The organism is Nodularia sp. UHCC 0506 (assembly GCF_034931045.1).
GTDB lineage: Bacteria > Cyanobacteriota > Cyanobacteriia > Cyanobacteriales > Nostocaceae > Nodularia.
The window spans coordinates 260,518-282,847 of sequence record NZ_JAYGHH010000003.1 but is presented as its reverse complement, the minus strand read 5'-3'; the positions used below and the strand labels follow the sequence as shown (position 1 = coordinate 282,847).

Here is a 22,330-nt window from a genome sequence, read left to right as displayed (position 1 = left end):
GATGTGAGTAAGTTGATTGCAGAGTTATTAATTCAACAAATCAAAGCTTATTTAGCAGGTTTGATTAATAACCATCTTGAAGAATTTCCACAAGATATAGATTCAGAAGAAGTTTCTGAATTATTGCAGATACTTGAGAGTATAAAGGTAGAAAATATAATTGGAAGAAATTTTGACCTAAGTAAGCAATTTAATTTAGATGCTTATGTGAAAAGCTTCGATAAAAATAAAAATATAAATATTCCATTTTCGCAACAAAAATTAAAACAAATCATTGAGGTCAATAAACAAGATTTAATAAATAAAACTTATAACTCATTTTACAAGAAAGTTAACAGCAAAAAGCAAACTTTTATAATTTTAGACATACCTGATAAGTTACTACCAGAGTTTGAAGATTATCTTGCATCTGGTAAATCAATTGAAATTATTCCAGGTTCTAATGGTAGAGAGCAAAGAAATCAGCAATTATTACAAAATAGAATTAATCCAAGTGAAAGATTAGCAAGAAAAGCGTCAGATTTATCTCAAGGTAAATGTCAAGCAATTCATGGATTAGGAACGGATGCGTTAGAAGAATATGGACTTCCACTACACGTTGATGACCAATGGCTTAATAAAATAGGTAAAATCTTAGAAAAAGAGGCGAGTCTTAGCAAAGAAGAAACGGGAGCTAGTAACCTTTATGTTGCTTTAGGTTTACTACAATATACAGAACGAGGAAAAACAATTCCCAAACTAGCACCTTTATTTTTATACCCTATTAACTTAAACGTTAATCGCAGCAATTATCGAGTTAGTTTTAGCTTAGGAGATAATGACCCATTAGGGAATGTAACTTTATTTGAAAAAATCCGTCAAGATTGTGGATTAGAACTGAACATTCTAGCCGAACCACCGGAAGACGAAAGTGGATTTGATATTACAAAAGCTTTCCAAGAAATTAGAAAAGTGATTGCAAATCAACCGGGATGGTTAGTAATAGATGCTGTAGTAATTACAACTTTCAGTTTTGGTAAGTTCTTGATGTGGAAAGATTTACAGGATAATACAGAGGTTTTGTTAAAAAATCCCTTGGTTCAACATATTGCTATGGGAGGAAGAGAACCTCTGGCTGACCCTGTGGGAGAAATACAACCCCATAAATTAGATACTGTTCCCTTGTCAGAACTACCAATGGTAGTTGATGCTGATTCCTCTCAGCTTTCTGCTGTTTACGCAGCATTGAAAGGACGTAGTTTTGTACTTCAAGGACCTCCAGGAACAGGAAAATCACAAACTATTACTAATTTAATTGCTGCTTTTCTCGCTCAAGGTAAATCAGTTTTATTTGTAGCTGAAAAAATGACAGCTTTGGAGGTTGTGCAACGTCGCTTAAATCAAATAAGATTAGGTGATTTTTGTTTAGAACTTCATAGTGATAAAGCTAACCGTAAACAAGTTATTAGTTCTTTAGTGACATCTCTAAATCAAGAGCGCTTATCTAATGTTCCTTGGGCGGAAATGCTGAAAGAAGTAGAAGAAGTTAAACAACATCTTGCAGCTTATCCTCAAGTATTGCATCATCAGTATCCTCTTGGTAATTCTATCTATGAAGTTTTAGGACAATTAACACATCTAGAAAATGTTGAATTTATAAATTTACCAGGAATAGATATAGATAATTTAACTCAAACACAGTTAAAACATTTACATAATTTACTGGATAAATATGTGAATCGGGCTAAAAATGTTGGTTCTATTGATCAAAATTCCTGGAATATTAGTAATTGTTGTGAATTAAGTTTATCACTTCAAGATGAAATTAGTAATTTTCTTAATCAACTAAAATCAGAAATATCTCATTTAGAAAAAGAATTGACCTCATTTTTGGCAAGTTTATCTATAAATATTAAACCTTCTTTAAATTTGCTACGACAACTACCCCAAATAGGGGTTGATTTAGCTGGTGGTGGAATTCATGTTGCAGCTTTTGATAGAGAGAAGTGGTTAAAAATTTATCAATTTACTAATGGTTTTTTAAGCTCATCACGTCAGATTTCAAAACATCGGACTCAATTAGCACAACATTGGAATGAGCAAATATATACCACCGATTTAGAGAACCAGTTAAAAACTTTTGAAAAAGTCCAGAAATCTTTTCCTTTATTCCGGTGGGTTTTACAAATTCTTCCCCGTTTCTCTCTTCGTTCATTTGCTAAAGGTAAGCTACCTGACAATGCAAAAATTATTAAAGATTTGCAATTAGCTTTAGAATTAAAAAAACTAAATCAAAATCTTCAACAGCAAAAACCCAAACTTGATAAATTATTTGCTCCTGTTTGAAAACCAGATTATAACAATCTTAGCGAATTACAAGCATTAATAGAAAGAAGCCATCGGTTTTACAACTTTGCTCTCACGCTTGATGATGAATTTATTCAGCAGTTGAAATCAAGAACTACAGAAAAAGTGATTCATTATCCAGAATTGCAAGATAAAACAGATAAATTGATTCAGAGTGTGAATGATTTAAAATCAATATTAAATCAATTTATGGAAAAAATTCAGGCTGAAAAGGAAATTATTGATAGTTCCAGCCAGGATTTTATTACCCAGTTAGATAACTTACAGCACTTCCGGCAGCTATGAGGTACATCCCCAAAGCTGAAAGCTATGATAGGAGAGGGACAAGGAGAAAACTGTATTGCATAATAGCCGGAAGCGCTGTAGTTACTCACCTGAGTGTTCATAAATCAGATTTTCAAATTTGGTGTCTTTATAATCAAGTTTGCTCTGAGTTAACACAAAATCATCTTACCCCATTAGTAGAAGCACATCGTCAGGGAGAGATTGAGTTAGAAGATATTCACAAGGTTTTATCTCAATCTATTCTGCGCCCTTGGTTTGTGAAAAATTTTGATACTCAACCCGCATTATGTAATTTTGAAGGTGAAGAACAACGTCAAAAAATAGACAAGTTTCGTCAACTACAAAAGCAATATTTTCAACTTTGCCGAGATTTTATCCGGTCTACTTTAGCAGAAAAGCTGCCGGGAAACAATGTAGTTTTTGCAGGTTCTGAAATAGGGACACTTAAAAAAGAAAATCAGAAACAAAAAGGACATATCTCTATTAGGTCTTTATTTAATAAAATCCCCAATCTTTTACCAAGATTAAAACCTTGTTTTTTGATGAGTCCTTTATCTGTGGCTCAATATTTACCTGCTGATGGTACACAGTTTGATTTAGTTGTATTTGATGAAGCATCCCAATTAGAAACACACGAATCAATTGGTGCGATCGCTAGAGGAAAACAAGTTATCATAGTTGGTGACTCTAAACAAATGCCACCGACTAAATCATTTACTAGAACTGATAGCGATTCTATTCCTGATGAAGATGATCTAGTGGATTTAGAGAGTTTACTTGATGAAGCGATCGCTAGTCAATTTCCTGAGCAAATGCTGCAATGGCATTATCGCAGTCGCCATGAAACTTTAATTGATTTTAGTAATAAAAATTATTACGACGGTAAATTGAATATTTTTCCAGCCGCAAACAGTTTTAGTCCTGAATTGGGTTTAAAATGGCATCATATTCCTGATGGATTTTATCAAACAGGAGAAAGAACAAATAGAAGAGAAGCCGAAGCATTAGTAGAATTCTTAGTGCGACAATTACAAACTTATCAAAGAGATAAACGTACTTTTGGCGTAATTACATTTAGTATGCCACAAAAAGTGTTAATTAACGAATTATTAGATGAAGCTCGCCGTACTTACCCAGACATTGAACCTCATTTTGATAAAGAGTTTAGTGAAAGAGTATTTATCAAAAACCTGGAAAATGTGCAGGGAGATGAAAGAGATGAAATTATCTTTAGTATTTGCTATGCTCCCACTCAAAATGGTCAGATGTCCATGCGATTTGGTAATTTAAACAATGCTGGTGGAGAAAGACGACTCAATGTTGCTGTTACTCGTGTGCGTTTATCTCTACGGATTTTTTCAACCATTACAGGGTCTCAAATTGACTTGAACCGTACCAATGCAATTGGAGCCAGTCACCTCAAAGATTTTTTGGAATTTGCGGAAAAATCAGGTACACCAAAAGCCACTCAATTTTTAAGAACTAATGACTTTGATAGTGATATAGAAAAAGAAATTTATCAAGCCTTGGTGAATATGGGCTATACCGTTAATTGTAAAATTGGTTGTGGAGATTATCGCATTGATTTAGCCGTAATTCATCCCCGTCAACCAGGGGTTTATATGCTTGGGATTGAAACTGATGGGAAAACTTATCAATCAGCCGCTACTGTGCAAGATCGTGAACTTGTGAGACCATCTGTATTAGCAAGTTTAAATTGGCGCATACATCGGATTTGGTCACTCGATTGGCGATTGAAACGTGAGCAAGAATTAGCAAGATTAAAACAAACTTTAGAAACCGCAATTCAAGAATTTAGTCAAGTAGAGATTGATTTACCCTTAATATCCTCTTCAAGTTCGATAAGTAATGTTAAAACTAATAAATCTCAACCAGATAAATTGCTCATATCTAATGTGAAACAAGCAGAATTATCAGAAATTATCCAACCAAATGAAACAGCTTTAATCAAATCTAGCCATGTCAAGACAACACCAGCAGAAAGTAATAATATTCCTAGTCATATTATCCCTTATCAAATAGCAGAATTAAAGGTTGTAACTACAGATAACCAATTAATTTATAATAATGAATCCATACCGTTAATCAAAGAAAAAATATTATCTGTAGCAGCAGTTGAAGCCCCGATTTTAATTGTAGATATTGTCCGGGCTGTATCTCAATGTTGGTCGTTTAATATGGTTTCAAAAAAACTCACTAACTGTATTACTGAACAAGTAAAGCAACTTGTTAATCAAAAACAATTATGGTGTGAGCAGGATTTTATCTGGACTTCAAAAGAACAATGGCAAAATTGGCAGTTTGTCAGACAACCAGTTGACAATAAAAAGCGCAAAATTGAACAAATACCAGTAGAAGAACTAGCAGTAGCAACCAAGTGGATTATATCTCAGTCTCTTTCAATTGGAGAGGAAGACCTTTATAAAGCAATTGCATCTTTATTTAGCTTGGGTAGATTAAATGATCAAACTAGATTAAAAATGAGTGAAAGTGTGACTTTAGTATGTAATCAAGGCAAAGCTAAACGTGATTCTTCTAGAGTAGTCTGGATAAATTAATCCACAATCAATATGAATAAATCATGATGGTTTGTAGTTGTGCTGGAGTGTTAAAGCGCAACTACGAGGGAATTCGACAAATTACCCCATATCTGTGTTAAACAAACTCAGTTATTTTTTTTCACTTCTCGTAGTGACAGGTAACATATATCATGGGCGCTGAATGTTCCGCTTTGTGGAATCAGCTATCCATTGCATACCGTTACCCCAAATACCCGTGGCGCAAGTTGTCTTAGAAAATATCTATAAAAGTTTTCCCCAACGCAAGGGGGAAAGTGTGGCTTCTCCAACCTCTCCTAGCGATCGCCAAAAAAATGATCCAACTCCAGAAACAGACATTATTACTGTTTTACGGCGCATTAACCTCACTATCGCCGATGGTGAATTTATGGTTTTGGTGGGGCCTTCTGGTTGTGGTAAAAGCACTCTACTGCGGTTAATTGCGGGGTTAGAAACCATGACAGGAGGAAATATTACTGTAGGCGATCGCCTCATCAATGACCTACCTCCCAAAGAACGAGACATTGCAATGGTGTTTCAAAATTACGCCCTCTATCCTCACATGACGGTGTATGACAACATCGCCTTTGGACTGCGTAGACGGGAATTAGAAAATCGGGAAACTCAGGACTCTTCACTTCCGGATTGGGCGAAAAATCTGCTGGTGGGTGTCACCAGAAAGTTACCTAAAGGACTGCGTTACATTTCTGACAAAGAAAAACAAGTAGACCAGCAAGTAAGAAATGTGGCGCAATTATTGCAAATGGAAACCTTGCTGAATCGCTTACCCAAGCAGCTATCTGGGGGACAAAGACAACGGGTAGCATTAGGAAGAGCGATCGCCCGTGATCCTCAAGTATTTTTAATGGATGAACCCCTTTCTAACTTGGATGCGAAACTCCGCGCCGAAACTCGCGCCCAAATTGTCAAATTGCAGCGTCAACTAGGAACCACGACGATTTACGTTACCCACGACCAAACCGAAGCCATGACAATGGGCGATCGCATAGCCATTATGAATCAAGGTCAAATTCAGCAAGTAGCCTCTCCATTAGAACTTTATAACCGCCCCGCTAACCGTTTTGTTGCCGAATTTATTGGTTCACCACCGATGAATTTTATTCCTGTAACATTTCATGCACCGTTGTTAATTACCCATAATAATTTCCGTCTTACCCTCCCAGAAACTTGGGAAACAGCGCTGCGAAAATACGATAAGCAAACCATTATTTTAGGTATGCGCCCAGAACACTTAATTTTGAGCGTACCTGCGACCAAAAATTTACCCGTAAAAGTAGATTTAGTAGAAAATCTAGGTAATGATTCTTTCCTATCTGTGAGAATTTCAGAACCAGAATCTCAAATTATTCATACAGATAATTATCTCCAAGTACGAATTCCACCAGATAGATTAGTCAGTTTTGGTGAGCAATTATGGTTATCATTAAATCCCGAAAAACTGCACTTTTTTGACCCTCAAACAGAGTTGGCAATATTTCCCAGAAATTAATCGGCTGCGAGTGTAATGGTGGAATCAATTTTGTTGAATCAGTCGCGGTTGTTACCTGTGGCGACTTGTTTACAAGGTGAATATGGTTTAAATGGTATTGTGATTGGCGTTCCCTGTCGTTTGGGTTGCGGTGGAGTTGAGAAGATTTCGGAATTGTCTCTCACCGATGGGGAAAGAGAAGATTTGCAGATTTTGGCGGAATCTGTGCGGGATAATATTAATCGGGCGCAGGAAATTTTGGCGATGCAATAATCATTTTACTGATAAAAGCGACAAAAATTTGCCGCTTTATTACTCTTGGAAAGATATAAATCAGCCTGAAAAATGAAGTGTTTCTCTTTTTTTGACAGATTAATTTTCTGTTTAAGCAAATAATACAAGATATTCTTCTATGAATATTTCTGGTTTCAGCGAAGAATTATTCAGTAAGTCCTCACATTTAATAACAAGTTCATCGTTAGGGACATTTGATTCGCATAGTTCTTCGAGTAAAATTCTGGTATCAGTAATAAGCTGATTTAACTTATTTTGTGTTAATGCTTTGGAATCATCATTAATTACGATAGCTTTGGTTGTATTAATGTTTTGATGAACAGATACAGCTATATGTTGGTAATTAGGATACTCTTTCTTAAACCATTCTACAGATGTTAATAATTGACCAAAATTATCCTTATTTAAAGGATTTTGCGGATACTTACGGCTTTTTGCTTCGATAACTAATCCTAAATTTTCGTTTAGCAACCAAAGAACATCAGGACCAATACCATAAATCTTTTCTGGCCTTTCTGCACAAAAACCGAGCGTAGATCCAAGTCTCTCCAATCCTTGCTCAAACTGATTAGCAGATGACTCTGGAACTAATTGCGAAACCTCTTGATTAAACCATCCCAAGTAACCTCTTTTTAAGCCTTTATAGCTGATAATTTGATTAACAATTGCTTCAGCTTGCTTACCTGGTGTTGTCAGTTGAACGTATGGTGGAATGATTTGAGGGCGTAATAAACTGGAATTATCTGCATATGCTTGCTGCTGATATCTCTGAGATAGATCAGTTCTTCCCCAGTAATGTGCAGCACGAGCGGTTAATTGCTTTAACCAACCTCTACTTTTTAAGTCAACTTGTTCTGTATTTTGCCAGTAACCTTCTAATTTAGAAATTGCTTTATCAAAGTAACCTGTACGTATTAACTGGAATGCTTTTCTTTCTATGTTCGCTTGACTTAATGGGCTTTGTTCTTGTTCAATAGATTCTGTCAGATCAGCTAAAGACTTTGCATGATATTCAATCCAATCAATATCACGAGCTAAACACTTCATGATAGTTTCATGTAGGTCTTTTTTATTAACTATGCTCTTACTGATTTCTTGCCCCATTTGAAACTGAGCGCGTGTAATCTTAGTCAAGAATTGTTCACAACGTCCTAGCCATGCAGCAATATCATTGCCTGTTAAAATTACTACACAATAGTCACCTGCTCCTCGCGCACCTCTTCCCATACCTTGCTCAATACGTTGAGCTAAAGCACTACTAAGTTCAGAAGCACCTGCAAATGTATTTGCTCTATGTTGTTCGTATTCACTACTACCAAAAGGTAATCCCGAAATAATCAATAATCTACAACTAGAATTAGACAGGTCTATTCCATCATAACGATTAGCAAAAACAAATGGACCGTGTGATTTACCGTCCTGAAGTTCCTTAACATAAATAGCTACTTTCTCTGTTGAATCAGGGAATTTTGCAACATTTGTCCATAATTTAGCAATTTTATCAGATGAAACTAGAATTACTGTTCCTTCTTTTTGTTCCTCAGCCATCCATTTAGCCATATTCTGGAGAATCTGCTGCATATTCTCCATAGGAGACATCAGTTCTGGAGCGAGAATCATTCTTTCACTTACACCAGCTAATGAGTTTGATGTAATAGGCTTGGCTACTGAAGCATAATCAGCATCAAATGTGCGAATAATGGCGCTATCATCACTTATAGTTGCCGACATAAAAATACGATGTGGGCAATCTATAAAGGTTGGTATCAAGTCTACCAATGGAAAAATAGGTGTAATAACAAAAGCTTTTCGGCTAATCAAGCAATGACAATAATCAAAATTATCACGCAGGAGTGTCCAAACAAAAGGATAAGAATCTGATTGAGTACGTAAAAATCCGCGTATTTGAGATGATTTGGCTTGCCAACTCCAATAGGGTACTTCTAAAATTCCACTGTCTATACCGCTGACGATATCATCAAAAGTTCCTGCTTTTCCTAGTGTGTTGAAATCATTACGGAATATATTTGTTAGGTAGTTGTAATTATCCTGAGCTTCTTCTTCTCTTTCCACCTTTAATGTAAACTGCTGACGTATTGTAGAAAAAGCTACATGAGCATCATCTAGTATGATTGCTCCTAGCGAAATAGGTATTCTACTGCTATCACGAACTCCAAATTTACTACGACCATTAAATAGAACTTGGTAGTTGCAAATGAGAACTTTTTTAGCTGCTAAGAAGTCTTCTGGAAAATTCGCGTTACTATCGTAAGCTACTGCTGGAATACTATATTCTTTAGCTTTGTCTAAAGTCTGTTGAACAATCTGATTTGTTGGTGATAGATAGATTACTGGCTGACGGTGTTCATTTAAGATTGACTGGGCAATAAGTAAAGCAACAAGGGTTTTTCCACCTCCCGTATGTAACTTTATTACAATATCGCGCTCTTTTCTGCGTTCAAACCATTCTTTTAATACCTGGTCTTGGCTGGTGTAAAGGTCATTTATACCTGGTGGCTTTGGTAAGCGTCGAAAAATCTCGGTCGGTTCTATAACAACTTGCTGATTTTGAGAGGCCAGCAATTTCTTAAAATCTACCATTTTAGCTCAAGCCTTTAGATGTACAACTACTTTACTTATAGTAGCTAATACAAGTCAGTAACAGTAGAGGCTTTAGTTTAAAAAGTATCTCTTTTATCTACTATGCTTTCTTAAGTACGTAATTTTCGTGTTGTGATAGTCAATACAAGCAGTAAGTATACGTTGGTTAACAAAATTACTTTAGCCCTCACAGGCTATTTAGGAAGAGAAAAAGGAAAAGATTGGAAAAGCGATCGCTTTTACTTCTTACGCGACTTACCAACCACCGCCAAATAACACAATTCTCTTACCTCTGCGTTCTCTGCGCCTCTGCGGTTCCTTAAATCTTATAAAAATACCCTGAATCATATTGTGCCAGTTGTTCCTGTTTCATTCAGTCCAAAAACGTAATGTATGGCATCTGGGTACTTTTGCAAGGCTTTTTTATGAGCTTGTTCTTTATCTTCATCAATGAAATAATCACCACTATTTGGGTCTATCGCAATATACCAGCCATAGTGTTCTGTAATTAAATCAGGACACACGCGATCAAATACAGCACGACGACGGCGATAAACTACTTCATCTTCAGCTTTACGTCTAGCCCGTTCCTCTGGTGTTGAAGTCAGTTCAGGAAAAATTCTTCCTCGTCGTAGGGATAGTTTCGGCGTTGATTGCGTCACTTGATTAACCCTCATGATCAAGACTGCTTTAACTCAATTTTATGCTAATAACATCTTTATTTCTTAACTTATGAATAGAAAGATCCCCGACTTCTTCAAGAAGTCGGGGATCTGAGTCTCTCGTGTTTGCAAATCAGATAATATTGCTATATTCCTGCCAACAATTGACTAACACAAAGTGGTTTTTCAGCTAAAACTAATTAACCCGCAGAAACTTTTAAACTACCAGGTTTACCCAGTTCGCCTTGTAAGATCACACCGCGCTGATTGGCGTGTAAATGGCGCAAAATCTTGTAAATTGCCTCAACTTGATCAGATGCACCCGCTTTTTGGGCGACTTCTTCCAAAGAAAGGGCGGTTTTTTCCTTTTGCAATACAGCCACTACTTTTGATTGCAAGTCAAGAATAGCCGCAGCAGCTTTTTTACCAGCTTCTACCCCTGGTTGATGGTAGGCGTTGATATTTACCAAACTGGCGTATAAACCAACAGCCCGTTCATACAAAGCGATTAACGCCCCCACAGTTTTAGGATTGACTTGGGGAATAGTCACTGTAATCGAATCGCGCTGATTTTCGTAAAGTGCTTGTCGAGTTCCTAAGAGAAAACCAGATAGAAAATCTCCTGAAGTTACTCCAGGTTCAATTTCTAAAGATTTACCCTGACGGTCTTCTAAAACTTCGATGAAGGTAGCAAAGAAATTGGGGATACCCTCACGTAATTGCTGCACGTAAGCGTGTTGGTCTGTAGAACCTTTGTTACCGTAAACGGCGATACCTTGATAAACAGTATTGCCATCTAGGTCTTTTTCTTTACCTAAAGATTCCATTACCAGCTGTTGCAAATACCGACTAAACAACAGCAAGCTGTCCTTATAAGGTAGGACAACCATATCTTTTTCACCCTTACCATTCCCGGAAAAATACCAAGACAAAGCTAACAAAGCCGCCGGGTTATTTTCCAAATTGGGAACGCGGGTAGCATCATCCATTTCTTTCGCACCTTCTATCATGGCGCGAATGTCAATACCTTGTAATGCGGCTGGTACTAGTCCCACAGCAGATAATTCTGAGGTGCGTCCTCCTACCCAGTCATACATGGGAAATCTCGCCAGCCAGTCTTCTTTTTGTGCCACTTTATCCAAGTTGCTGTCAACGCTAGTAATGGCCACAGCGTGTTTAGCAAAGTCTAAATTCTGACCAGAGTATGCGGCTTTAACTTCAATCATGCCATTACGGGGTTCTGGTGTGCCTCCAGATTTGGAGATCACTAAAACCAATGTGCTGGATAGATTGTTTCGCAGTTGATTGAGAATGCGGTCAATTCCTGCGGGGTCACTATTGTCGATAAAGTGAATTTTTAGAGAAGGAAAATCAGGCGCAAGGGCTTCTGCAACAAATTCCGGCCCCAGTGCAGAACCACCAATACCAATGGATATTATATCGGTAAAGCGGCTGGCTTTAGGTGGATGAATACCACCTGTGTGGACTTTTTCTGCAAAGGCTTCGATTTGTTCTAGAGTTTGGACTATCTCTTGTGTCAATTCTGGAGTGGGTGCCAAATCAGGATTTCGCAGCCAGTAATGTCCCACCATGCGGTTTTCGTCAGGATTTGCGATCGCACCCTTTTCTAATTCCGCCATATCCGCAAACGCTTTGTCAAACTTCGGCCGCAACGATTCCACGAAAGTGTGATCAAAACCCATCCGACTGATATCAAGGTAAAGTCCTAATCCCTCGTGGAAATATAACCAGTTTTGGTATCGTTGCCAAAGTGCCTTTACATCCATAGGGAAATCTCAAATAAAGTATTGCTTCAAAAACCAGTTTAATGTAAGGTTAGAGCCATCCCTGCCTAGCCTTATACAGTTTTAAGTGTTGGCTATTGAGCATCAGTCACAGACTTGTCAATAATTTAACAGTTATCACTCAATTTAAACCTCTGGCATAGGTAAGACCCGGAGGAATTTGACAATTTCACCCCTAATTTCTATGCCAATTAGATAATTATCGATAGTGAAACGGTGAAAAATTCCCTCATTATCAAGGCATCGCAGTTCTGGGAGAGTATGCAGAGGCATATTTTCGGTAAACTCGGAAAAAACAAAATCGTATACCCGTTGGTAGACAATCGGTTCTAAATTCTTCAGGTCTACCAAAAAAGACCTGGCATAGCGCATTTCCAAACTCACTAGACATTACCTTAACAAAACTTTAGGTCTACTGACATCAGATCGAAAGCGCTCCTAATTTAGAAATACGCTAACATTCGCATCGCTTCTTCATGGGTTAAAATATCCCACGGTTGTTGCATTCGCTTGGCTTGTTGTATTGCCTGTGACATATAAGAGTCACAATGCAAAGCATAAAGAGTATTCCAGGCACTTTGCAATTCTTCATCATCTAATTGCTCGATTAAGTGATGAATTCTGATTCTCAGCAAGTTCATAATAACGATAACATTTACCCAAAATACCAAATTATTATATTATTCCCAAAAATCAACAAAGTTTAACGACAGGATAAGATTATCCTGGAGCTACACCCACTTTAGGGGAATGGAGAATCTAAATTTAAATCAGTATGGTTGAATATCTCATCTTTTTAGCAATTTCTACCACAATCTTCGCTCTCTTTGGTTTAGGACTCAATTTGCAGTGGGGCTATACAGGGTTAATTAACTTTGGTCATATTGCTTTTATGACTCTGGGCGCTTATACCACAGTGTTGTTAAGCCTTCAGGAAATTCCCCTACTGGTGTCAGCAGTGATTGGGGCAATGGTAGCAGCTTTGTTGGGTTTAATTATTGGTTTTGCAACTTTGCGTCTCCGGGAAGATTATCTGGCTATTGTCACTATTGGGGTAGGCGAATTAATTCGTTTGGTGGTGAACAATCAAGAATTACCTGTTAAGGATACCTGGATATCTGGGGCTTTTGGTGTCCAAAGTTATCCGATACCGTTATCAACAGCACCTAATTTGTTGATCAGAATGGTGATGATAGGATCGCTGACACTGCTGGCTGGTATTACTTTGTTTGCGTTGTGGCGATGGATTCTTACCGCCCAAAAAACTCTGGTGGCTGATTCGGGTAAAAGAATCAGTAACAAGCAAGAATTAATTTCCCGCTTGGGAGTCGGAATTATTTTGGCTTTATTAACAGTCGCAGTTTATATTTCCGGCGTTATTGGCTTGTATGACTATAAACCAAAAGCAGGTTTGATGTTATTGGCGCTGTTGGTATTAGGGATTGTTTTTTGGCGGTTAGAAATTCTGGTGCGATCGCCTTGGGGTCGTGTGCTAAAAGCTATCCGTGAGGATGAAGAAGTACCCAAGGCAATGGGTAAAAATGTTTTTTGGTATAAAGTACAATCACTGATGTTAGGAGGTGCGATCGCCGGGATTGCTGGGGCTTTCTTCGCTTGGCAACTTAGCGCCATTTATCCCGATAATTTCCAACCACAACTGACCTTTGACGCTTGGATAATGGTCATTTTAGGCGGTTCAGGGAATAACATTGGCACAATCTTAGGTGCAGTAATTTTCTTTACTTATGATGCCACGACTAGAGAATTTTTACCGAAAATTTTTACAAATTTATCTTCTGATCAATTAGGTGCATTTCGCATCATGGTTATCGGTCTAATCTTAATGATCCTAATGGTTTGGCGGCCTCAAGGGATTTTAGGCAAAAAGGAGGAACTGACTCTTGGTAAGTGATTGGTCATTTGTCATTGGGAAAAAGCCTCTAAGTAAAAATAAAAACAACTGTAATGAATTTTTATGCTAAATAAGCAGTTACCCCCACTTCCTTTGTTAGCCGCTACTGGACTTTGTAAAAGCTTTGGCGGTATTAAAGCAGTCCAAGATGCCAGTATAGAGGTGAATAAAGGTAGTATTACTGGTTTGATCGGCCCCAACGGGGCTGGTAAAACAACTTTGTTTAATCTCCTCTCTAACTTTATTCGTCCAGATAAAGGACGAGTAATTTTTGACGGTGAACCAATTCAGCAGTTACAACCATATCAAATTGCCCAGCAAGGATTAATTCGCACCTTTCAAGTAGCGCGGACTCTCTCACGGTTGTCAGTGTTAGATAATATGCTGCTGGCGGCGCAAAAACAAACCGGCGAAAATTTTTGGCAAGTGCAGTTACAACCGCACATTGTAGCTAAGGAAGAAAGGCAATTCAAAGAACAAGCAATGTTTTTATTAGAGTCTGTGGGATTAGCACAAAAAGCACATGAATATGCTGGTGGGTTGTCTGGTGGACAACGCAAGTTATTGGAAATGGGGCGGGCTTTAATGACCAATCCCAAGTTAATCTTATTAGATGAACCAGCCGCCGGGGTGAATCCCAAATTGATTGATGATATATGCGATCGCATTCTCAGATGGAACCGCCAAGACGGTATGACCTTCCTGATTATTGAACATAACATGGATGTGATTATGTCCTTATGCGATCGCGTTTGGGTCATGGCTGAAGGTCAGAATTTGGCTGAAGGAACCCCCACAGAAATTCAAAGCAATACCCAAGTTTTAGAAGCCTATTTGGGAATTTAATAAAATCTTATTTCACACGTTGGTTATACGGTAACTTTGCCAATAACATTCCCATAGCACAAGTGTTACTTACTCCAGCAAATACTAAACCTGCGCCGACAAAGCCACTTAAAATCAAAAACCAAGGAGACACAAAAGCACCCAAAATAGTTCCCGTAAATACTAATGAACCAGCCACAATTTGCACTTGTCTCATTAAACTAATGGGAGCATCTTGATTAATTTTAGTGGGATAATTTAACTCTTTCCAGCCTGTAATACCCCCTTGGAGTTGGGCAAAATCCGAAAATCCCGCATTCATCAGTCTTTGTGCTGCTTGATTAGAGCGATTTCCCGACTGGCAATAAAGCACCACTTTAGTATGACGCTGAAAAGGTACTTGTTCTGGTTGGAATTGAGAAAGGGGTAAAAGTTTAGCACCTGGAATATGTTCTGCTGCATATTCAGAAGGTTCACGCACATCTATTAAATGCAGTTTTTCTGTTTTAGTCCATCCTTTGACAGTCGAAGCATCAATTAATTTTAACTTAGTATCTGGAGTCATATATTTGCTGTCAAAAAATTTTATTGTTAGATATCGGTGGTTAAATATTGATCAACTCATTTTCCACCTTTATTGAGTATATAACCATAAAGTAAAATAATCAATACTTTAAATCAAAGAGTTTAATCAGAGAGTAACGCTATCCTACAAAACTTGGTTTACTAGTACAGCACAGCATAAATAAACAACCCATTCCAAATCAATGAAACGCTTGTGCAGTCAGAATTACGAATTACGTAAAGCCCTGACGGGCATAGCTGCGCTTACCGCGTAGCGTTTCCGCAGGAAATATTACGAATTACGAATTACGCCTGGGTGTACTAAGTGTTTCTGAGGATAGCGCTAATCATAATTTTAGCTAAATTGCTCGCCAGCATCTAAATTAAATAACGTTTGCAGAGTTTGCATACAGTGTCGTCGAGCTTCAACATCCTGCTGCGCTCGTAACTGCACCATTGGATCATGTAAAATTTTATTCACAATACCTCTGGTTAAAGCCTCAATGACTTCTTGGTGTTTTTCGGCAAATTCCGAACCCAATCGAGACAAAGCTTTTTCTAATTCTTGTTCGCGGATTGTTTCTACTTTATTTCTCAGACAACTAATTGTCGAGACAGTTTCTAGCGATCGCCACCAAATATCAAAGGCTTCTACTTCTTCATCTAATAGCTTTTCGGCCTCCTGTGCCATCTTGCGACGACTTTCGTGATTTTGTGCCACCACAGCCTTCAAATCGTCCACATTAAAGGCTTGCACATTTACCAATTCATTGACATCGCTATGGACATTACGTGGCACAGAAATATCAAATAACATCAAAGAGCGATTAGACTCTAAAACTGGTTCTAATTTGGTGCGGTCAAGTATTGGTTCAGTTGCAGAAGTACTAGTAAATACTAAATCACTTTCGGTAATTACTGCTATCATTTCTGATAGAGTATGAGTATATATAGACTGATCGGGATAAAGTTTTGCCAACTGCTGGGCGCGTTCTTGAGAGCGATTGACAATGCTTATTTGTGTAGCGCCTTTAGAAATCAGGTGTTGTACCAACAAACGTGACATCTTACCAGCACCGATAATAGCAACTCGGCAAGCCGCTAAATTAGCTACCTTCATTTGTGCTAACTCCACAGCTGCCGAACTGATAGAAACAGCACCAGTACCAATGTTAGTTTCAGTCCGCACACGCTTGCCGGCTGTTAATGCTTGTTTAAATAATCGATTTAAAACTGTTTTTATACCATTATATTGCTGTCCCAGCTTGTGAGTATTTTTCACCTGAGCCAGAATTTGACCTTCCCCTAGCACTAAGCTATCTAACCCAGCAGCTACGCGCATAATATGCATCACGGCATCATCATGCAGCAACATAAACAAGTGTTGACGCAGAGGCTGTACAGATAATTTGCTGTGTTCAGAAAGAAACTGAGTAACTTCCCTGATGCCCTGCTCGGTTTCACTAGTAACTATGTAAATTTCCAAACGGTTGCAAGTGCTAAGGATGGCTACTTCGTCAATATGGGGATAGCTGCATAGATGAGCGATCGCACTTTCAGTTTGTGGTTCTGGAATACTCAGCTTTTCCCGGATTTCAACTGGGGCTGTTTTATGGCTTAACCCCACCACTGCAATATTCATTATTTATCGTTAATTGGTAATGGATTGTTGATGATGGATTGATTAATTGATGATTGTGGTTTAGATATCAGGGATAGAGTACCAGGGATGAAGAACGTTTTTTTCTCGTCCCCAGTAGGGGCGGGTTCACAGATATCATTGGAAATTAACGACAATATACTAAACCCGCCCGTACCACCCAATCCCTACGGCAAAAAGTTCAAAATCCCAAAATTAAAGCCTTTTGACTTTTGACTAACGCCCTGCGGTGCTAGTGCAATTGCAGATTCTTAGGCTCGTCAAACAAATGGATAGTATCAACAAAACGGGCTGTTTTAGACTGGTTGGAAATAACCAAACTTTGAGTCCTTGCACCACCGTTAAAGAAGCGGACACCTTCCATCAGAGTACCGGGAGTAATACCGCAAGCAGCAAATAGGACAGTTTCGCCAGAGGCTAATTCGTTAGCATCGTAAACCTTATCAGGGTCATTGATGCCCATTTCCTTCAACCGTGCTAGATTACCTTCTCTGCTTTCGCCAATCAAGCCTGTTTGCACCACAGCCGGATCATAAATCAGTTGTCCTTGGAAATGTCCTCCCAGGCAGCGCATAGCCGCAGCCGAGATCACTCCTTCTGGTGCAGCACCGATACCCATCAAAGCGTGGATATTAGTCCCACCAAAGGCGCAGGAAATAGCCGCAGAAACGTCACCATCACTGATTAATCGGACTCTTGCGCCGGCTGTGCGAATTTCCTGAATGAGTTCTTTGTGGCGGGGACGATCCATGACCACAACTACCAATTCTTCTATAGAACGGTTTAAGCACTCAGAGAGGATTTTGAGGTTTTCGGTAGCAGACTTGTTAATGTCTACTAAACCTTTGGCTGGGGCTGGTGCTGCTAGTTTCTTCATGTAGAAGTCAGGCGCAGCAAATAAACCACCTTTTTCAGAAATTGCCAAAACTGCCATTGAACCATTTTGACCGTAGGCCACCAAGTTTGTGCCTTCGCAGGGGTCAACAGCAATATCAATTTCAATTAGTTCATCAGGGTTACAGAAGTTTTTAGCATCTGGTTGGGTACAAATACCCACTTCTTCCCCAATGTAGAGCATGGGAGCTTCGTCGCGTTCGCCTTCACCAATCACAATGCGTCCACGCATATAGATTTTGTTCATCCGCTCCCGCATAGCTTCCACTGCTACTTGGTCAGCAATGTTCTTTTCGCCTTTGCCCATCCACTTTGAGGAAGCGATCGCCGCTTGCTCTACTACCTCAATAATCTCTAATCCAAGTGTATTTTCCACAGAGTCACCCTCTCAACTGCTTGACTTATGTCTTTTTATCTGGCTATTTCAGTCTTCAAGTCTACCAAAGGGCGGATACACGTGGGAAATACTATCTACTACCAGATGTGTTAAGTTTTGCTACTTAATGCCAATCATTCCCCACATAATGACAATTACCGTAATTTTTCCCCTATAAATACCGTCATACTTATATCCATTTTACTAGTATTGCAGTCAGGCGATCGCCGCAATTGGCTGATATAACAATGTTGTGTTAACTCCATCCCCGATCATTTACCCTAGAAATAATTAACAAAACTCCATCAGAAAAAATATGCTGAATTTTCTCAACTCCCTTTTTGGTCGTCATCCAGAACGGGTGAAAGCCAACGTAGAAATTTATACTTGGCAGACCTGCCCTTATTGCATCCGTGCCAAAATGTTGCTGTGGTGGAAAGGCGTAAATTTCACTGAGTATAAAATTGATGGTGACGAAGCAGCTAGAGCCAAAATGGCCGAACGTGCCAATAATCGCCGTTCAGTACCGCAGATTTTCATCAATAATCAGCACATTGGTGGTTGTGATGACCTTTATCAGCTAGATACAAAAGCTCAACTCGATTCTCTGTTAGCTGAGTGCCTTTATGAGTGCTGAGTGCTGAGTGCCTTTATGAGTGCTGAGTGCTGAGTGCCTTTATGAGTGCTGAGTGCTGAGTGCTGAGTGCTGAGTGAGTGCTGAGTGCTGAGTGAGGAAAGTTATGAGTGCCTTTATGAGTGCTGAGTGCTGATTCGCGGTAGTACAAACAATATTGCTTTAAATGGAAAAATGTCAATTGAATATCCAGAATATCTGATCCATCGACAATGGATGAGTCGCGCCATAGACTTAGCACAAATGGCAGGAGATGCCGGTGAAGTTCCTGTGGGGGCTGTGATTATTAACTCCAGTGGAAATTTGATTGCATCAGGCGAAAACCGCAAAGAACGTGATCAAGACCCCACAGCCCACGCAGAAATCCTAGCTTTGCGAGCTGCTGCTCAAAGTTTACATAATTGGCGCTTAAATCAATGCACCCTATATGTCACCTTAGAACCCTGCCCGATGTGTGCCGGAGCTATTGTGCAGGCACGTTTAAGAATGCTTATATATGGAGTAGACGACCCTAAAACCGGTTCAATTCGGACTGTTACCAATATCCCTGATGGTGCGGCTTCTAACCATCGCTTGCAAGTTATGGGAGGCGTTTTAGAATCAACTTGTCGTCAGCAATTACAAACTTGGTTCGCAACTCGTCGTCAGAGAAATAACGGACAGAGATAAAACTGTCCAGTAGCATTAACATAATGTACAAAAGAAAAACTACCGTGTAACTAAACGAGGATTCATTGTATTTTACAGGGCAAGCAGCAGTTACCATTATGAGAAAAATTTATACCTCCGGCCAGACCTACCAACAAACACCACTTAGTCATAAAGCAAGTATTCAGGTAGCTCATACTACCTCGCGGGTGTCTCCTTGGTTAAGTCCTTTATTATATTTATGCGGACAGCACCTACTTTTACCCTTATTTTTTCGGAAAATTGAAATCACCGGACAAGAAAATATTCCCTTAACTGGCCCTGTAATTCTAGCCCCTACACATCGGTCACGTTGGGATTCATTAGTTATACCCTATGCGACTGGTCGCTGCGTGACAGGAAGAGACTTGCGATTCATGGTAACTATCAACGAATGTCAAGGACTGCAAGGCTTGTTAGTTAAAAGTATGGGAGGGTTTCCCGTAGATCCTCAACGTCCAGCCATTACTACTCTCCGTCATGCTGTGGAATTACTTCAACAAGGTGAAATAGTAGTTATTTATCCAGAAGGCAATATTTATCGTGATGGCAAAGTCCACCCGTTAAAACCAGGAATTGCTCGCCTATCTTTGAGTGCTGAATCTAGTCAGCCAGGATTGGACATTAAAATCTTACCTGTGAGTATCAATTATAGCCAACCTTATCCGCAGTTGGGTACAAGTGTTAAAATTGCCATTGGGGAAGCAATAAATGTATCAGATTACACTGGTGGTAAAGTGAAACAAAATGCCCAAAACCTGACATCAGATATAGCATTAGTTCTACAAAAATTAAGCCATCAAGAATCAGAAATTACCAGTCAAGCATTTGCAGCAAAGTGCTGAGTCAAGAAATTGAACAATTCAAAATTCAAAATGAAGAAGAAATAAAATATCTGACTAATAACCAATGACCAATGACCAACTATTTAGTTTTCCGATATCTTGGGGGGCATAGTCAATTAACCATAATTGCCAACTGCCTCTAGCTGAAAGCGAAAGTAACTGTTTTAGGGTCGGTTGTGATGCAATTGTATAGGTTGTTTGTAAATCAGTGCGGCGGCCTAAAGTGCGGTTTTGTAACAACACCCGTTGATTATTTGGGGCTATTAAGTAAATTTCTAAATCACCTAGAAAATCATGGGTGATATTAACTGTGATTTGAATATCTTTAATGGTGCTGGATTCAGAAATGGCGATCGCACTCTTAATTCCCTGTAAACTATGATCGGGAATACTTAATTGACGGGAATTCTCTCCCCTGACTCGTTTACTAGCAGATGGCAGAGAAGTGCGTAGTTTTTGGGCTGCTTGCACTGCCTTAGCTGCATTTACTTTGCCATAACCAAACCATTGAGAATGTCCGTTACTGTTATAAGTTCCTTCTCGCATCCCTAATTGCGGATCTGGGTCTGGGTCAACTATCTTATCAGCAGTTTCTTCTAGAATAAATTTTACTTGTTGAGCCGTTAAGTCAGGATTTGCTGATAAAACTAAGGCCGCCACACCTGCAACTATAGGAGTCGCGCTGGAAGTCCCGCCGAAATTGTTGGTAAAATCACCAGGGTCTAAACCTGCGGCCCCTATTTGGTCAGTAGTTAAAACGCCTCGTCCGAGAAGAGAAGTAGCGATCGCCGGTTGTGTATTCATAAAACCCCGACCCTGAAATGATAATCCTGGGGGGGCGTTGTTACTAGGCGCACACAGAGCAATATTCGTTCCCCAATTACTATAAGCAGCTTTCTTGTTCAAACTAGTAGAAGCCGCAACCGCAATCACATCTGGATGTATGGGAAATCCACTTAACCAATTTGTATTACCTTGTAACAAATTTCCCGGCCAATTTCGCTCAAAAACAGTACCGTTAATCGGTCGGTTAGCATTTCCCGCCGCAAATAAAACCACACAACCTTTACCATTACGTCCTGTAGTCGCAGCCAGACTAATAGCCGCCCGTTGGCGCAAAGACAAGGGAAAATAGACAGCAGAAGCTCCCCAACTGCAAGAAATTACACTAGCGCCCTGATCAATCGCCCAATTGAACATATCCTCAATAGATTCATCATCCAAAAAACCAGTACTACGAATCGGCATAAACGCGCAACCAGGAGCCACTCCCACCATTCCCGTACCATTTTCTTCAGCAATAGCAAGCCCGGCACAAGCCGTCCCATGACTGGTTTCTCGCTCTCCAGGAATAGGTAAAAAGCCATTTTTTCTTAAATCTCTAGGAGCAACAATTTTGCCACTTCCTTGCAAATCTGGATGGTTCAAATCAAAAGAATCATCCACTACCGCCACCACTACAGAACGCACACCGCGAGTCATATCCCAAGCTGCTTCCACAGAAATATGAGAACCTGCTACTAACTGGCTACCGCCATTGTGGTGCAGATACCATTGCTGAGGGTATAGGGTATCACTGGGTCGGTAAAGTGATTCACCTTTAACGAGGATATTAGGTTCAGCCGCTAACACCTCTGATAACCCCTGTAATTGATTAGTGATTTTCAGAGGATTTTCTGTGGCTTGTTTACTCACAAGAAACACAAAAGTCTGAGGAAGACCCGGTACAGATTTTGGCTTAACTAAGCCAAAACTTGCAGCGATCGCCTCAACTCTGGCAGAATCTACCCAAGAGGCAAATTGAATAGTCACTTGGTCATTCAGGTAAACGAAAGTTTCGGGATGGTCTTTGATTCTATAAACATGACCAGC

General features: G+C 39.3%; 19 protein-coding genes and 1 pseudogene. 10 read left to right on the top strand and 10 right to left on the bottom strand.

From position 1 onward, the window contains the following. The 5 genes and pseudogenes from VB654_RS04480 to VB654_RS04460 all read left to right on the top strand — a co-directional run. Positions 1-2,325, top strand: a 2,325-nt coding sequence (locus tag VB654_RS04480; RefSeq protein WP_323212276.1) for a DUF4011 domain-containing protein, incomplete at its 5' end; no start/stop codon positions are given. 102 nt (positions 2,326-2,427) lie between these two features. Beyond that, positions 2,428-2,631: a hypothetical protein gene (locus tag VB654_RS04475; protein WP_323212274.1), complete on the top strand. Its 204-nt coding sequence runs from the start codon at positions 2,428-2,430 to the stop codon at positions 2,629-2,631. Then, positions 2,628-5,210: an AAA domain-containing protein gene (locus VB654_RS04470; protein WP_323212273.1), complete on the top strand. Its 2,583-nt coding sequence runs from the start codon at positions 2,628-2,630 to the stop codon at positions 5,208-5,210. The genes VB654_RS04475 and VB654_RS04470 overlap by 4 nt, the downstream gene beginning before the upstream one ends. Before the next feature lie 217 nt (positions 5,211-5,427). Continuing rightward, the gene (locus VB654_RS04465) at positions 5,428-6,720 is read left to right on the top strand and encodes an ABC transporter ATP-binding protein (RefSeq protein ID WP_323212272.1); all 1,293 of its coding nucleotides are present in this window, start codon (positions 5,428-5,430) and stop codon (positions 6,718-6,720) included. Continuing rightward, positions 6,721-6,972, top strand: a pseudogene (locus tag VB654_RS04460) (malate dehydrogenase); the annotation flags it as partial. A 111-nt stretch (positions 6,973-7,083) separates the two neighbouring features. Here VB654_RS04460 and VB654_RS04455 read toward each other — a convergent pair. From VB654_RS04455 to VB654_RS04435, 5 genes are all read right to left on the bottom strand, one after another. Beyond that, the gene (locus VB654_RS04455; protein WP_323212271.1) at positions 7,084-9,594 is read right to left on the bottom strand and encodes a DEAD/DEAH box helicase family protein; all 2,511 of its coding nucleotides are present in this window, start codon (positions 9,592-9,594) and stop codon (positions 7,084-7,086) included. 344 nt (positions 9,595-9,938) lie between these two features. After that, the gene (locus VB654_RS04450) at positions 9,939-10,271 is read right to left on the bottom strand and encodes a hypothetical protein (RefSeq protein WP_323212270.1); all 333 of its coding nucleotides are present in this window, start codon (positions 10,269-10,271) and stop codon (positions 9,939-9,941) included. Between the two features lie 185 nt (positions 10,272-10,456). Then, the gene (locus VB654_RS04445; protein WP_323212269.1) at positions 10,457-12,043 is read right to left on the bottom strand and encodes a glucose-6-phosphate isomerase; all 1,587 of its coding nucleotides are present in this window, start codon (positions 12,041-12,043) and stop codon (positions 10,457-10,459) included. Positions 12,044-12,187: 144 nt separating this feature from the next. Further along, positions 12,188-12,445: a cytotoxic translational repressor of toxin-antitoxin stability system gene (locus VB654_RS04440; protein ID WP_323212268.1), complete on the bottom strand. Its 258-nt coding sequence runs from the start codon at positions 12,443-12,445 to the stop codon at positions 12,188-12,190. Between the two features lie 59 nt (positions 12,446-12,504). Beyond that, on the bottom strand, positions 12,505-12,702 hold the full coding sequence (locus tag VB654_RS04435) for a hypothetical protein (RefSeq protein WP_323212267.1): 198 nt from the start codon (positions 12,700-12,702) through the stop codon (positions 12,505-12,507). Between the two features lie 134 nt (positions 12,703-12,836). On the opposite strand from VB654_RS04435, the gene VB654_RS04430 reads away from it, so the two are divergent. Further along, positions 12,837-13,973: a branched-chain amino acid ABC transporter permease gene (locus VB654_RS04430; protein WP_323212265.1), complete on the top strand. Its 1,137-nt coding sequence runs from the start codon at positions 12,837-12,839 to the stop codon at positions 13,971-13,973. A gap of 63 nt (positions 13,974-14,036) precedes the next feature. Then, complete coding sequence (locus VB654_RS04425) at positions 14,037-14,819, top strand: ABC transporter ATP-binding protein (protein ID WP_323212264.1); 783 nt, start codon at positions 14,037-14,039, stop codon at positions 14,817-14,819. A gap of 7 nt (positions 14,820-14,826) precedes the next feature. Here VB654_RS04425 and VB654_RS04420 read toward each other — a convergent pair whose 3' ends face one another. The 3 genes from VB654_RS04420 to glpX form a co-directional block, all read right to left on the bottom strand. Next, on the bottom strand, positions 14,827-15,363 hold the full coding sequence (locus tag VB654_RS04420) for a rhodanese-like domain-containing protein (protein ID WP_323212263.1): 537 nt from the start codon (positions 15,361-15,363) through the stop codon (positions 14,827-14,829). A 354-nt stretch (positions 15,364-15,717) separates the two neighbouring features. Next, positions 15,718-17,004, bottom strand: coding sequence for a glutamyl-tRNA reductase (locus VB654_RS04415; RefSeq protein WP_323212262.1), 1,287 nt, complete (start codon positions 17,002-17,004; stop codon positions 15,718-15,720). A 250-nt stretch (positions 17,005-17,254) separates the two neighbouring features. Beyond that, on the bottom strand, positions 17,255-18,292 hold the full coding sequence (glpX, locus tag VB654_RS04410) for a class II fructose-bisphosphatase (protein ID WP_323212261.1): 1,038 nt from the start codon (positions 18,290-18,292) through the stop codon (positions 17,255-17,257). 316 nt (positions 18,293-18,608) lie between these two features. On the opposite strand from glpX, the gene grxC reads away from it, so the two are divergent. Beyond that, the gene (gene grxC / locus VB654_RS04405) at positions 18,609-18,929 is read left to right on the top strand and encodes a glutaredoxin 3 (RefSeq protein ID WP_323212260.1); all 321 of its coding nucleotides are present in this window, start codon (positions 18,609-18,611) and stop codon (positions 18,927-18,929) included. 13 nt (positions 18,930-18,942) lie between these two features. On the opposite strand, the gene VB654_RS04400 is transcribed toward grxC, so the two are convergent. Then, complete coding sequence (locus VB654_RS04400; protein WP_323212259.1) at positions 18,943-19,077, bottom strand: hypothetical protein; 135 nt, start codon at positions 19,075-19,077, stop codon at positions 18,943-18,945. A 23-nt stretch (positions 19,078-19,100) separates the two neighbouring features. Here VB654_RS04400 and tadA point away from each other — a divergent pair, with 23 nt between their 5' ends. Both tadA and VB654_RS04390 read left to right on the top strand, forming a co-directional pair. Then, positions 19,101-19,595 carry a tRNA adenosine(34) deaminase TadA gene (gene tadA / locus VB654_RS04395; RefSeq protein ID WP_323212258.1) on the top strand — a complete coding sequence of 165 codons (495 nt, stop codon included), beginning with the start codon at positions 19,101-19,103 and terminating at the stop codon, positions 19,593-19,595. A gap of 98 nt (positions 19,596-19,693) precedes the next feature. Next, positions 19,694-20,458 carry a 1-acyl-sn-glycerol-3-phosphate acyltransferase gene (locus tag VB654_RS04390; RefSeq protein WP_323212257.1) on the top strand — a complete coding sequence of 255 codons (765 nt, stop codon included), beginning with the start codon at positions 19,694-19,696 and terminating at the stop codon, positions 20,456-20,458. A gap of 54 nt (positions 20,459-20,512) precedes the next feature. On the opposite strand, the gene VB654_RS04385 is transcribed toward VB654_RS04390, so the two are convergent. Further along, positions 20,513-22,330: S8 family serine peptidase (locus tag VB654_RS04385; protein WP_323212256.1), on the bottom strand; the 1,818-nt coding region annotated here is incomplete at its 5' end.

Coding starts and splice junctions, on each gene's coding strand:
- VB654_RS04470 (WP_323212273.1), top strand. CDS start 2,628: ATGAGGTACATCCCCAAAGCTGAAAGCTATGATAGGAGAGGGACAAGG.
- VB654_RS04455 (WP_323212271.1), bottom strand. CDS start 9,594: ATGGTAGATTTTAAGAAATTGCTGGCCTCTCAAAATCAGCAAGTTGTT.
- VB654_RS04450 (WP_323212270.1), bottom strand. CDS start 10,271: ATGAGGGTTAATCAAGTGACGCAATCAACGCCGAAACTATCCCTACGA.
- VB654_RS04445 (WP_323212269.1), bottom strand. CDS start 12,043: ATGGATGTAAAGGCACTTTGGCAACGATACCAAAACTGGTTATATTTC.
- VB654_RS04435 (WP_323212267.1), bottom strand. CDS start 12,702: ATGAACTTGCTGAGAATCAGAATTCATCACTTAATCGAGCAATTAGAT.
- VB654_RS04430 (WP_323212265.1), top strand. CDS start 12,837: ATGGTTGAATATCTCATCTTTTTAGCAATTTCTACCACAATCTTCGCT.
- VB654_RS04425 (WP_323212264.1), top strand. CDS start 14,037: ATGCTAAATAAGCAGTTACCCCCACTTCCTTTGTTAGCCGCTACTGGA.
- VB654_RS04420 (WP_323212263.1), bottom strand. CDS start 15,363: ATGACTCCAGATACTAAGTTAAAATTAATTGATGCTTCGACTGTCAAA.
- VB654_RS04415 (WP_323212262.1), bottom strand. CDS start 17,004: ATGAATATTGCAGTGGTGGGGTTAAGCCATAAAACAGCCCCAGTTGAA.
- grxC (WP_323212260.1), top strand. CDS start 18,609: ATGCTGAATTTTCTCAACTCCCTTTTTGGTCGTCATCCAGAACGGGTG.
- tadA (WP_323212258.1), top strand. CDS start 19,101: ATGTCAATTGAATATCCAGAATATCTGATCCATCGACAATGGATGAGT.
- VB654_RS04390 (WP_323212257.1), top strand. CDS start 19,694: ATGAGAAAAATTTATACCTCCGGCCAGACCTACCAACAAACACCACTT.